Source organism: Arthrobacter sp. zg-Y1110, assembly GCF_025244865.1.
Classification (GTDB): Bacteria; Actinomycetota; Actinomycetes; order Actinomycetales; family Micrococcaceae; genus Arthrobacter_B.
This window is the reverse complement of the sequence record NZ_CP104272.1, coordinates 274838-287275: the sequence shown is the minus strand read 5'-3', so window position 1 is coordinate 287275 and position 12438 is coordinate 274838. Positions and strand designations below refer to the sequence as shown.

Genomic DNA, 12438 nt, shown 5'->3' with positions numbered 1-12438 from the left:
ACGGTAGGTAAGCCTATCCGACAGCAGGCTGTCTTTTGCACACGTCGTCCGCCACCTCTGCGGACCTATGGGGCGGCCCGATACAGCCATTTCCCCCGCCGCATGACCCCGCGGAGCTCCAGGTCCGGGCCCAGGACGAGCACGTCCGCAGCGCCACCCTGCATCAGCTGTCCAATCTGCTGCTCCATCCCGAGAACCCGGGCCGGCACCACTGCTGCTGCGGTCACGGCATCCGCCAGGCTGACACCGGCACGGACACTGTTCCGCACCAGGTCGAGCATGGAAGCCGTCCCGCCGGCAATCGCTCCGGTGTCCATAATCCGAGCCGTACCCGCGAGCACCGTGACCGCTGCGGGGCCCAGCCGGTAGTTCCCGTCCTCCAGCCCGGCAGCGGCCATCGAGTCCGTCACCAGGGCAATGTTGTCTGCACCGAGGAGCTCGAACATGGTGGCCACCAGCGCGGGGTCCAGATGGACATTGTCGGCGATCAGCTCGACGACGGCGGCGCCCGCCTTCGCTGCCCGGAGGCAGGCGGTGAGCGCTCCCGGCGCCCGGTGATGCAGCGGGTCCATGGCGTTGAACATGTGGGTGACCGTCGGGCGGGGTGGAACTGCGGACGGTACCTGCCGGGACAGTGCCTGCCGGGAGCGGGCAAGGGCCTGCCGGGCCTGTTCCGGGGAACAGGCCGTGTGGCCGAGGGAGGGAATGATGCCGTTGCCGGCCAGGAGCTCAATAAGCTCGTCCGCGCCGGAGCGCTCGGGAGCGTAGGTCATGGTCCGCAGGGTGCCCCGGGCGGCGGAAATGAACTTCTGCGCCAGGGCAGGCTCGGGGTCCAGCAGCCACCGGGGATCCTGCGCGCCGCAGCGGGCTTCGGCCAGGAAGGGCCCCTCCAGATGCGTCCCGGCAATCAGTTCCTCCTCGGCCAGGCCCGCCAGGACCTCCAGCTGCGGGAGAAGGGCGTCCGGGGAGTCGGTGACGAGGCTGGCCAGGAACGTGGTGGTGCCTGTCGCGTGCAGGGCAGCAATTCCGCGGCGCATCTCCGCCGTGTCGGCGCCGGAGAAATCCACACCGTGGCCGCCGTGGCAGTGCAGGTCCACCAGTCCAGGTACCAGGACCTCGCCGGGGGCGAGCTCTACCAGCAGGTCCCCGGGCCGCGGCTCGAATCCCTCCGTCGGTCCCGCGTACGCAAGTACGGCCCCCTCCACCGCAACGGTCGCGTCCGGCAGTGTTCCGCCGTCCGTGACGGCTCCCCCGCGCAGGACGGTTCGGGCAGTCAGCTGGTTCACACGGTGTCCGTTTCTGTTTCGCTAGGCCAGAAGCGCGGCAGCGGCGTCGTCGGCAAGGACGGTGACGTTGCCGTGCAGCTGCAGCACCGATGCGGGGCAATCCGGTGTCACCGGGCCGGTCAGGGCGCGTGCCAGGGCTTCGGCTTTGTCTTCGCCCCGCGCAATGAGCAGCAGGTGCCGGGCCTCCAGTATGGTTCCGAGCCCCTGGGTGAGGCAGTGTGTCGGCACCTCGTCGAGGGAGTCGAAGAAGCGCTGGTTGGCGCGGCGGGTGTCTTCGGTAAGGGTTTCGACCCGGGTGCGTGAGTCCAGTGCAGCTCCGGGCTCGTTGAATGCCAGATGGCCGTTGCGGCCGATACCCAGGATCTGCAGGTCGATGCCCCCTGCATCGGCGATGCGCCCCTCATATTCGGTTCCGGCGTCCTGCAGGTTTTCTCCGTGCGGGTCGGGTACATGGACGCAGCGGGGGTCCAGACCCAGGGGTTCGATGATTTCCCTGCGGAGCACCTCGGCATAGCTCTGCGGATGGCCGGGCGGCAGCCCCACGTATTCGTCGAGCGCGAACCAGGTCACGCCGGTGAAATCGCGGCCACTGCCGGCCAGCGCGTCATACAGCGGCGAGGGCGAGGAGCCGGTGGCGACGCCGATCACGGGGGCGGGGCGAAGGTCCAGTGTTTTCAGGACGACGTCGGCACCGGCCGGTCCGATTCGGGACGGGTTGAGCCGCCGGATGTCCGGTGTGGGGAGGTGCTGAAGGGAACGGGTACTCACGGGGCATCCCGCAGCTTCGTCAGCTGGGCACGGATGCCGTCGAAGTGCCGCCGCAGGCGTTCGGAGGCCAGGTCCTTGTCGCCGGCTTTGACCGCTTCGAAAATCCCGCGGTGGACGGCGGCCGTCTCCACCAGGCTGATCAGCGGATCCTCGCCGAGCTCCAGGTGGATCTTTCGGTAGACCTTCCAGAACACGGACATCAGGTTCAGGAGCAGCTCATTGCCGAGCGGTTCGAACAGCTGGAAATGGAACGTCTGGTCCACCTCCGTGAATCCTTCGCCGCTGTCCGCCAGCGCCTCCATCCGCTGGACCGTGCCTTCGATCTCGGCCAGGTGCTCCGGCGTGGACAGGTCCATGGCCTCGCCGATCAGGCCCGCTTCCAGGGCCTGGCGGACGTCCACGAGCTGCAGCGCTTCATTGCCTTCATGGCGCAGGGACAGCCGCCCCCGGAAGGTCAGCCCGTCGGCCAGCGCATCGAAATTGGCCGGCGCAACAAACATGCCAAAGCCGTGGCGGATTTCAACCACGCCCAGGGCCTGCAGCACCTTGAGGGCTTCGCGCAGGGTATTGCGGCCGATCCCCAGGGCCTGGGTGAGCTCGGCCTCGGTGGGAAGCGCGTCACCCGCCTTGAGGTCGCGGTCGAGGATCAGCTCCATGATGTCCGCCTGGAGGGCACGGGAACGGTTCTGGGCACTGAACCGTGCCGGCGGCAGCGAGCCATCGGGCACACTCATTCGGATCTCCTGGGACGGGTGGTGAAAACGGACTCAGAAACAAAAAGCTGGTTGTTGCCCTCAGGATATAGGATGTCCTATCTCCAGAAAAGACTTCTGCCGATCGCGCTTGACGTTCCGATGTGATGAACCTTACAGTTTCGGAACGACCATCGGACATCCTACGTCCGATAAGTGACATGGATGGGTGAGGCGCAACGATGAGCAACACTTTTGAAAGCAGCGGGCTCCTGAAGGATTCGAGCCGGCGTAACTTCCTCAAGCTGGCCGGCGTTATGGGCGCCGCAGCAGCCTTTGCAGGGTCCATCTCGGCCTGCAGCCCGGGTGGAAGCCCTGCCACGGGCGGCGGCACAGCGGCCGCTGAAGGCACCGGCTCGATTGAGGCCGGTATCTCCTACCAGCTCTCCACCGGGTTTGACCCGATGCTTTCCACGGGCGCCACGCCGCAGGCAGCGAACCTGCACATTTTCGAAGGCCTGACCGAACTCCATCCGGCTACCCGGGAACGGTATCTCGCCCTGGCTGCTGCGGAACCGCAGATGGTGGACGACACCACCTACGAGGTCAAGCTGCGCGACGGCGCGAAGTTCCACAACGGTGAGCCAGTGACCACCGCCGACGTCGTCTTCTCCTTCCAGCGCGTCCTCGATCCGGCCAACAAGTCACTCTTCGCCGGCTTCATCCCGTTCATCGACACCGTGACCGCCAAGGACGATTCGACCGTCCAGTTCAAGTTGAAGTACCCCTTCCCGGGCTTCAGCTCGCGCATCTCGGTCATCAAGGTGGTGCCCGAAGCCGCAGTGAAGGCCGACCCGGCCGGTTTCGACCTGAAACCCATCGGCTCCGGCCCCTACAGCCTGGTCTCGGCCGTCAAGGAAGACCGCCTCGTCTTCAAGAAGTTCGACGACTACAACGGCAAGTACCCGGCACGCGTAGCGGACATGACCTGGCTGCTGCTGGCCGATCCGGCTGCACGGGTGGCCGCAGTACCCTCCCGGACCCAGGCCATCGAGGATGTCCCCTACCTGGATGTTGACCAGCTCGCGAGCAAGGTCGACGTCGAATCGGTGCAGTCCTTCGGCTTGCTGTTCCTGATGTTCAACTGCACCAAGTTCCCCGACAAGCGGGTGCGCCAGGCGCTGCATTACGCCATCGACACGGACGCGGTCATCAGCAAGGCCCTCCTGGGCAACGCCACTGCAGCCTCGTCCTACTTCCAGGAGGGACACCCCTCCTACAGCAAGGCGTCCACCGTCTACGCGTATGACGCCGCGAAGGCGAAATCCCTGCTGAAGGAAGCGGGGATGGAGAACATCACCATCACCCTGACCTCCACGGATACCGGCTGGGTGACCCGCGTGGTTCCCCTGATCAAGGAGTACTGGGACGCCATCGGCGTGACCACCACCCTGGAAATCCTCCAGTCCGCCGCGGTCTACGCGCCGGAGAAGGTGGGCGGCAAGAACTTCGATGTGCTCTGCGCCCCCGGCGACCCCTCGGTCTTCGGCAACGACGGCGACATCCTCCTCAGCTGGTTCTACCGCGGCGCCACCTGGATGGAGGCCCGTGCCGGCTGGAACACCACCCCGGAATTCGCCGCCGTGCAGGACAAGCTGGACCAGGCCGTCAAGGTGGATCCGGACAAGGCCAAGGGCATCCACGCAGAGGTCATCGACATCGTCTCCGAGGAAGCTCCGCTGTACCCGCTGTTCCACCGCAAGCTGCCCACCGCCTGGGACAGCAACGCACTCGACGGCTTCCAGCCGCTGCCCACGACCGGTGTCTCCTTCGTAGGCGTAGGACGCAAGTAGCGAGACAACCGACGGCGGGGCGCCTCCCCTTCAAGCGCCCCGCCGCACCCCCTGCATTGGAGTTATTGAGTGACAATGTTTATCCGCCTGTTAGGGCGCCGGCTGGCTGTCCTGCCGATCATGCTGCTGGGCGTCACCGTGATGGTGTTTATCGTGCTGTCGGTGGTTCCGGCGGACCGCGCCACGGCTGTCCTGGGTGAAAACGCCAGCGAGGACGCCAAGGAAGCCTGGCGGGAGGAACGCGGACTCAACGCTCCGCTGGTGGTCCAGTTCTTCCGCTACCTGGGCGGTGTGCTCCGGCTCGATTTCGGCGTGACCAACCCGCCGGAGGAGTCGGTGGCCAGCAAGATCGCCACCGCCTTCCCGGTGACCCTGCAGCTGACCTTCCTGGGCATCCTCCTGGCCGTTGTCCTCGCCCTCACGCTCGGTATCCTCGGTGCGCTCTACCGGGACCGCTGGCCGGACCAGGCCATCCGCGTGTTCTCCATCGCCGCAATCGCCACCCCCTCCTTCTGGCTGGCGATCCTGCTGATCCAGTGGTTCGCCCTGCCCGAAGGCTCCATCTTCCCCACCGGCGGGCTGGCCTGGGCGGACCAGTACGGCTTCGTCGGCTGGCTGTACTCCATGGCCCTGCCGGCCCTCGCGCTCGGCATCCCCGTCTCGGCGTCGCTCATCCGGGTGGTCCGTACCTCGATGGTGGAGGAACTCGACCGGGACTACGTCCGTACGGCCATCGGCAACGGCGTGCCCTACCGCACCGTCGTCGCCCGCAACGTCCTGCGCAACGCCCTGGTCACTCCAGTGACGGTGCTGGGACTCCGGGTGGGCTACCTGCTCGGCGGCGCCGTCGTCATCGAAAAGATCTTCAGCCTCAACGGCATGGGTGACCTGATTGTGGTGGGCCTGACGACGTCGGACACCAACCTCGTGCAGGGCGCGGTGCTCACCATCGCCGTCGCCTTCGTCCTGGTCAACATCGTGGTTGACCTGCTGTACCTGCTTATCAACCCCCGAATCCGGACGGTGTAACCCATGCGCAATTCACTGGCCGAACGGCTCAGCAGCGGCGGAGCACGCTTCACCGCACTGAACCTCAGTTCAAAACTCGCCCTCGGATTCCTCGGGTTCATTGTCCTCGTGGCAATTTTCGGCCCGTTCCTGGCCCCCTACGGCGAGAACGAGTCAAGCGTTCCGGTTCTTTCCCCCAACGGTGAGCACCTCTTCGGCACCGACGGTTCCAGCTACGACGTGTTCTCCCGGATGCTCTACGGCGCCCGGGTGTCCATCGCCATCGGCCTCGGCGCCGTGGCCGTGGCCCTGGTCCTCGGTTCCATCCTCGGCGCGGTTGCCGCGACGTCGCGCAAGGCCGTCAGCGAGACGGTCATGCGCATCCTCGACATCATGATGGCCTTCCCCGGCATCGCCCTGGCCGCCGCACTGCTGTTTGCCCTCCGCGAGCATTCGCTGAACCTCTTCGGCTCCACCGTCCCGGTGATCATCCTGGCCATCGCCATTGTCTACACCCCGCAGCTGGCACGGGTGGTCCGCGCCAATGTCCTGGCCCAGTACGGCGAGGACTATGTACGGGCCGAACGGGTGATCGGCGCCAGCCGCACCTACATCCTCCTGCGCCACATTGCCCGCAACTGCGCGGCGCCCATCCTGGTGTTCGCCACCGTGATGGTGGCCGATGCCATCATCCTGGAAGCCTCTCTGTCCTTCCTCGGCGCCGGCGTGCAGCAGCCCGCCGCGTCCTGGGGCAACGTCATGGCGGACGGGCGCAACGTGGTCTTCAGCGGCGCCTGGTGGCCGACGACGTTCGGCGGCATCACCATCCTGCTCACCGTCCTGGCACTGAACATCCTGGCGGAAGGACTCACCGACGCCATGGTCAACCCGGGCGTCCGGAAGGACCGCCGGAAGGGGGCACCGGCCGCCGTCGAGGCCGTCGCCACGGCAGCACAGCCGTCCGCACTCGATGCCGCCGGGACGTCGCTGACGCAGGCCGACGGCGGCCGGGAGCTGGAAGCCGCACCGGTCACCGGCACGAACGTCAACCAACCCGGATCCCTGGCCGCCCTGGCCGTGGAGCTGGAGATGCTGGCCGCCGTCGAGGCCTCCCGCACGGACCGGCTCCCCGCCGTGGCCGACGACGCCCCGGTGATCCTGGAAGTGAAGGACCTGTCCATCCGCTTCCCGGAGCGCTACGGGGACACCGCCATTGTGGACAGGGTCAGCTTCACCGTCCGCGAGGGCGAAACCATGGGTTTGGTGGGCGAGTCCGGCTGCGGAAAGTCCATCACCTCCCTGGCGATCATGGGGCTGCTCCCCCGCACCGCCCGGCTCTCCGGATCCATCCGGTTTCGCGGCGAGGAACTGCTGACCAACGATCCCAAGGAACGCGACCGGCTTTACAAGGGCCTGCGCGGCGAGCAGATTGCCATGGTCTACCAGGACGCACTCAGCTCCCTGAACCCCTCGATGCTCATCAAGGACCAGCTGCAGCAGCTCACCAGGCGCGGCGGACGCAAGACCCCGCGCGAACTGCTCGAAATGGTGAAGCTGGACCCGGACCGCACCCTGAAGAGCTACCCGCACGAGCTCTCCGGCGGGCAGCGGCAGCGCGTGCTGATCGCCATGGCCCTGTCCCGGTCGCCGAAGATCGTGGTGGCGGACGAACCCACCACGGCGCTGGACGTGACCGTGCAGAAGCAGGTAGTCGATCTGCTCAACGGACTGCGCGAGCAGCTCGGCTTCGCCATGGTGTTCGTCAGCCACGACCTGGCCCTGGTTGCCTCCCTGGCCCACCGGGTCACCGTGATGTACGCCGGGCAGGTAGTGGAATCCGGCAACGTCCCGGACCTGCTGCGCGATCCCCGCCACGAATACACCCGCGGCCTCCTCGGCGCGGTGCTGTCCATCGAAGCCGGCGCCGAACGCCTGCACCAGATCCAGGGCACCGTCCCCTCCCCCGGAGATTTCGCCCGCGGCGACCGCTTCGCCGAACGCTCCCTGCGTCCGGACGCAGATCCGGAGCAGGTCCTGGAATTTGTCCGCATCGGCGAAACCAACCACTACTGGGCCAGCCACGAAAAACCCGCGGCCTTGGTGGACACCGGCACAACAGCAAGGCAGCAGGCATGAGCAACAACGCAGAAAACAGCACCGCACCGGTCCTGGAGCTAAAGGACATCAAGGTCTACCACCGGGCCCGCTCGGGCTCCCTGTTCCGCCCGAACATCGTCAAGGCGGTGGACGGCGTCGACTTCACCGTCCGCCGCGGCGAGACCGTGGGCATTGTGGGGGAATCGGGCTGCGGCAAGTCCACCCTGGCCTCCGTGCTGGTGGGGCTGCAGGAGCCGACGGCGGGAGAGGTCCTGTTCCACGGGAAAAAGGTCAGCACCAAGGCCTCCTCGTCCAAGAAGACCTTCGGCCGCGACGTCGGCGTGGTGTTCCAGGACCCGGCCACTGCCCTGAATCCGCGGATGACCATCCATGACATCCTCACCGACCCGCTGCAGGTCCACGGGATCGGCACCCAGCAGAGCCGGGACGCCAAGGTGAAGGACCTGCTTTCCCTGGTGGGCCTGCCGCAGTCCGCCGCCGCGGTCACTCCGCACCAGGTCTCGGGCGGCCAGCGCCAGCGCGTCGCCATCGCCCGGGCGCTGTGCCTGGACCCGTCGGTCATCGTGGCCGACGAGCCGACGTCGGCCCTGGACGTTTCGGTCCGTGCCCAGGTGCTGAACCTGCTTTCGGACCTGAAACGGGAACTGAACCTCGGCATGGTCTTCATCTCCCATGACATCCAGACCGTCCGGTACGTTTCCGACCGCATCTGCGTGATGTATTTCGGCCGGATCGTCGAGGAAGGTCCCGCCCGGGACGTCTTTGATTCCCCGGCCAACGACTACACCAAGAGCCTGCTCGGAGCAGCGCCCAGCCTTTTGCACATCTAGAACCAAGCACTGGAGAACTACTTGTCACACGCAACACAGTCCCGCTTCCACGGAGTCATCCCCCCGGTGGTCACGCCCCGCACCGCGGACGGCGCCGTCGATACCGCGTCGCTGGAAAAGCTCACCAAACACCTGCTCGACGGCGGCGTCTCCGGACTGTTCGTCCTGGGCTCCTCCGCCGAGGTGCCCTACCTGACCAATGACGAACGCGACCTGGTGGTGCGGACCATTGCCGGCGTCAACGCCGGTGAAGTGCCCATCCTCGCCGGTGCGGCCGAGCAGACCACTCCCCGCGTGATCGAGGAGGGACGCCGGCTCATCGGCCTCGGGGCGGACGCAATCGTGGCAACCTCGCAGTTCTACGCCATTTCGGATGCCGCGGAAACGGAGATCCACTTCCGCGCCCTGCACGCCGCCTTCGACGTTCCCCTGTTTGCCTATGACGTGCCCGTCCGGACCCACTTCAAGCTGCCGCTGGACCTGCTGGTACGGCTCGCCCGGGACGGCGTCCTCGCGGGTGTCAAGGATTCCTCGGGCGACGACGTCGGGTTCCGGCAGCTTCTGCTGGCCACCCGGGATCTGCCGGACTTCGCCGTCTTCACCGGACACGAGGTAGTGGTGGACGGTGCGCTGCTGGGCGGCGCCCACGGCGTGGTTCCGGGGCTCGGCAACGTGGACCCGGCCGGCTATGCGGCGCTGTACAACGCCGCGCGCAGCGGCGACCACGCCGAAGCGGCCCGGATCCAGGACCGGCTGGCCTCCCTCTTCAACATTGTGTACACGCCCACTCCCGGCCGCGTCTCACCCGGCGCGGCAGGACTCGGGGCCTTCAAGACGGCGCTGATGCTGCTCGGCGTCATCGACACCAATGCAATGTCCGCCCCGATGGTGCCGCTCAACGAGGCCGAAACCGCTGCCATCCGAAGCATCCTCGAGTCCAACGGGCTGCTCTGATACCCATGCGCCATGTGATTGGGCTCGATCTGGGCGGCACCAAAACCGCCGGCGCAGTGGTCGACGGCGAGGGGCGGATCGTCTCCTCCTCCACAGTGGCGACGCCGGCCCAGGCCGGGTCCGACGCCGTCCTGGCCGCCGCTGCGGGCCTCGTGGCTTCCCTCCGCGCGGACGCTTTGGACACCGGGGTAGCCGTTGATGCGTTGGGCATTGGCGCCGCCGGCGTGATCGATTCCCGCCGCGGCGCCGTCGTCTCGGCCACGGACGCGATCCGCGGCTGGGGCGGCACCGAGCTGACTGCCGAGCTCACCCGTCGAACCGGCCTGCCCGCCACAGCCATTAACGACGTGCATGCCCACGCCCTGGGAGAGTGCTGGCTCGGCGCAGGCACCGGGGTGCCCAGCGTGCTGTTCATCGGCATGGGCACCGGCGTGGGCGGCAGCTACGTCCTGAACGGCGAATGCGTCGAAGGGGCCAGCTTCACCGCCGGACACGTAGGCCACTTCGCGTCCCCGTTCGCGTACGAGGCAGGCGCGTTTGAGAACGGCCTGCCGTGCAGCTGCGGCGGGGCGGGACATGTGGAAGCCGTCGCGTCCGGGCCGGGAATCTTCGCGCTCTTCTCCCGCCTCGGCGGGGTTGGGGCCGAGGACACCCGCGGGGTGTATCGCCTCGCCGCCGAGGGACACCCCATTGCCGCCGAGGCACTTCGCCGCGGAGCAACGGCTGCCGGCAGCGCCATCGGCGGACTGGCGAACATCCTGGACCCGCACGTCGTCGTCGTCGGCGGCGGGCTTGCCTTTGCCGGGAAACTCTGGTGGGACGCAATGGAGCAGGCGGCCCGCCGCGAGCTCCTGCGTCCGCTGACCGGACTGCGGGTTGTTCCCGCACAGCTCGGTGAAACGGCCGCCATCCGCGGTGCCGCCCGCCGGGCACTGACATTGAATCCCATCTCCGAAGGGCAGCATGTTTAATCTCGAGAGCCTCCGCTCCTCCCTCATCGTTTCCTGCCAGGCCTACCCCGGCGAACCGATGCGGGATCCGCGCACCACGGCGCAGGTGGCGCAGTCCGCCGTGATCGGCGGGGCCGCCGGAGTACGCGTCCAGGGAATCAGCGACATCCAGGCCGTACGGTCCGCCCTGGAAGTTCCGGTGATCGGGTTGTGGAAGGACGGGCACGACGGCGTGTTCATCACCCCTACGCTGCGCCATGCCCTGGCCTGCGCGGACGCCGGCGCGCACATCGTAGCCCTGGACGGCACCCGGCGGGAGAGGCCGGACGGGCTCTCATTGGCTCAGACCATTACCGCCGTCCACGAGCAGACCTCTGCACTGGTCATGGCGGACTGCGGGTCCGCCGCCGACGCGGTCGCTGCGGCCGAGGCCGGAGCGGACATCATCGGGACCACGCTTGCGGGCTATACCGGGGAACGGGCAAAAACGTCCGGGCCTGATCTGGAACTGCTTCAGGAGCTGACGGGTCTGGGACTTGATGTTCCGGTGATTGCCGAAGGCCGCATCCATACCCCGGACCAGGGCCGGGCCGCGCTGGACGCAGGAGCGTTCGCCGTCGTCGTCGGCACCGCCATCACCCACCCGGCCACGATCACCAGCTGGTTCGCCGCCGCCCTAGAGTCATGACCGGGTTCCGCGACCGGGTTGATCCGGAGCTGCTGCCGGGACTGGAGTATTCGGAGGCTCATCCGCCGCCCACGACGGTGGCGGAGCTCGCGGTGTTCCGGGCCGGGACTTCCCCGGCGGCACCCAGCTGCACCCGTGCGGCCTTCCAGGACTACTCAACGGACGGAATTCCCCTGCGTGTTTTCAGCCCCGCAGGGACCGGCCCGCATCCAGCTATCTACTGGATCCACGGCGGCGGCATGATTGCCGGGAGCATCGAGGGCGATACGTCCTACTGCGCGGATCTGTGTGCCCGGACCGGAGCCGTGGTGGTTGCCGTGGATTACCGGCTCGCTCCGGAGCACCAGTTCCCGGCACCCCTGGATGACGTGACGGCCGGGCTGAGGTGGCTGTTTGCCTCAGCCGACGCCCTGTCTGTAGATCCGCAGCGGGTGGCCGTAGCCGGTTCCAGTGCAGGCGGCGGCCTGGCTGCCGCACTCACCCTGCGGAACCGGGACTCCGGCGGTCCGGCGATTGCCTTCCAATACCTGATGTATCCGATGCTGGACTCCTCGCACACCTCCGGTTCAGCAGTCGAGTTCGCTGAAATTCCCACCTGGAACGCCGCGCACAGCCGTTTCGCATGGGAGTGCTATTTGGGCGGTTCGCCTGCGAGCGCCCATGCGGTTCCGGCTCTCGCAGAAGATCTACGCAGCCTGCCGCCTACCCTCATCCAGGTGGGCGAACTGGACCTGTTCCGGGACGAGGACATTTCCTTCGCAGCCCGCCTGCTGCAGGCCGGCGTGCCCACCGAGCTGCACGTGTATCCCGGCGCCTATCACGGGTTCGAGCTGAACTGTCCGGACTCGTATGTCGGCGCCCGGAGCCTGCGCGACCGGGACCGTGCGCTGGCCCGGGCCCTCCACGGTTTCGGCACCGCCGATTCCCCCGCAACCTATTCCTCCCCCACCCATACCCCGATGGAAGGTTCCCCGTTATGAGGCTTGAAGGCTGGCAAATCATCGTGGTCGTCGTTCTGGCCATAGTCCTGTTCGGTGCACCGAAGCTGCCGGGACTGGCGCGCAGTGTCGGCCAGTCACTGCGGATCTTTAAGTCGGAGGTGCGGCAGCTTAAAGACGAGAACAATGCACCCGAGGCCCCCGCGGATTCCCTGGCTGGCGACACGGTTCCAGCTGCGGCACCCGCGCCGGTACCAGTGCCGGTACCAGTGCCGAAGGACGGCAACGCCACCACCCCGCAATAAAAATCACCTGCACCCGGGTTCCTAACCTGCCCATGTGGGGCAGGATGG

General features: G+C 67.2%; 12 protein-coding genes. 9 read left to right on the top strand and 3 right to left on the bottom strand.

Annotation, left to right across the window (positions count from 1 at the left end):
• Positions 1 to 65: 65 nt before the first annotated feature.
• Genes N2K99_RS01450 through N2K99_RS01440 form a run of 3 tightly spaced genes read right to left on the bottom strand, consistent with a single transcriptional unit; the run spans position 66 to position 2788 of the window.
• Positions 66 to 1286 carry an N-acetylglucosamine-6-phosphate deacetylase gene (locus N2K99_RS01450; protein WP_227934131.1) on the bottom strand — a complete coding sequence of 407 codons (1221 nt, stop codon included), beginning with the start codon at positions 1284 to 1286 and terminating at the stop codon, positions 66 to 68.
• Positions 1287 to 1307: 21 nt separating this feature from the next.
• The gene (locus tag N2K99_RS01445; protein ID WP_374200067.1) at positions 1308 to 2054 is read right to left on the bottom strand and encodes a glucosamine-6-phosphate deaminase; all 747 of its coding nucleotides are present in this window, start codon (positions 2052 to 2054) and stop codon (positions 1308 to 1310) included.
• Complete coding sequence (locus N2K99_RS01440) at positions 2051 to 2788, bottom strand: FadR/GntR family transcriptional regulator (RefSeq protein WP_227934130.1); 738 nt, start codon at positions 2786 to 2788, stop codon at positions 2051 to 2053. Before N2K99_RS01440 ends, N2K99_RS01445 begins: the two co-directional genes overlap by 4 nt.
• 200 nt (positions 2789 to 2988) lie before the next feature.
• Here N2K99_RS01440 and N2K99_RS01435 point away from each other — a divergent pair, with 200 nt between their 5' ends.
• The 9 genes from N2K99_RS01435 (at position 2989) to tatA (ending at position 12390) form a co-directional block, all read left to right on the top strand.
• The gene (locus tag N2K99_RS01435; RefSeq protein WP_227934129.1) at positions 2989 to 4599 is read left to right on the top strand and encodes an ABC transporter substrate-binding protein; all 1611 of its coding nucleotides are present in this window, start codon (positions 2989 to 2991) and stop codon (positions 4597 to 4599) included.
• A 120-nt stretch (positions 4600 to 4719) separates the two neighbouring features.
• Positions 4720 to 5628: an ABC transporter permease gene (locus tag N2K99_RS01430; protein ID WP_231709576.1), complete on the top strand. Its 909-nt coding sequence runs from the start codon at positions 4720 to 4722 to the stop codon at positions 5626 to 5628.
• A 3-nt stretch (positions 5629 to 5631) separates the two neighbouring features.
• Positions 5632 to 7743: a dipeptide/oligopeptide/nickel ABC transporter permease/ATP-binding protein gene (locus N2K99_RS01425; RefSeq protein WP_227934128.1), complete on the top strand. Its 2112-nt coding sequence runs from the start codon at positions 5632 to 5634 to the stop codon at positions 7741 to 7743.
• Positions 7740 to 8555: an ATP-binding cassette domain-containing protein gene (locus N2K99_RS01420; protein WP_227924124.1), complete on the top strand. Its 816-nt coding sequence runs from the start codon at positions 7740 to 7742 to the stop codon at positions 8553 to 8555. Before N2K99_RS01425 ends, N2K99_RS01420 begins: the two co-directional genes overlap by 4 nt.
• Positions 8556 to 8576: 21 nt before the next feature.
• On the top strand, positions 8577 to 9509 hold the full coding sequence (locus N2K99_RS01415; protein WP_227924125.1) for a dihydrodipicolinate synthase family protein: 933 nt from the start codon (positions 8577 to 8579) through the stop codon (positions 9507 to 9509).
• A gap of 5 nt (positions 9510 to 9514) precedes the next feature.
• Complete coding sequence (locus N2K99_RS01410) at positions 9515 to 10480, top strand: ROK family protein (protein WP_227934127.1); 966 nt, start codon at positions 9515 to 9517, stop codon at positions 10478 to 10480.
• Positions 10473 to 11147: an N-acetylmannosamine-6-phosphate 2-epimerase gene (locus N2K99_RS01405; RefSeq protein ID WP_227934126.1), complete on the top strand. Its 675-nt coding sequence runs from the start codon at positions 10473 to 10475 to the stop codon at positions 11145 to 11147. The genes N2K99_RS01410 and N2K99_RS01405 overlap by 8 nt, the downstream gene beginning before the upstream one ends.
• The gene (locus N2K99_RS01400; protein ID WP_227934125.1) at positions 11144 to 12127 is read left to right on the top strand and encodes an alpha/beta hydrolase; all 984 of its coding nucleotides are present in this window, start codon (positions 11144 to 11146) and stop codon (positions 12125 to 12127) included. The genes N2K99_RS01405 and N2K99_RS01400 overlap by 4 nt, the downstream gene beginning before the upstream one ends.
• Positions 12124 to 12390, top strand: a complete 267-nt coding sequence (gene tatA / locus N2K99_RS01395) for a Sec-independent protein translocase subunit TatA (RefSeq protein WP_227934124.1) — start codon at positions 12124 to 12126, stop codon at positions 12388 to 12390. Before N2K99_RS01400 ends, tatA begins: the two co-directional genes overlap by 4 nt.
• Positions 12391 to 12438: the final 48 nt, after the last annotated feature.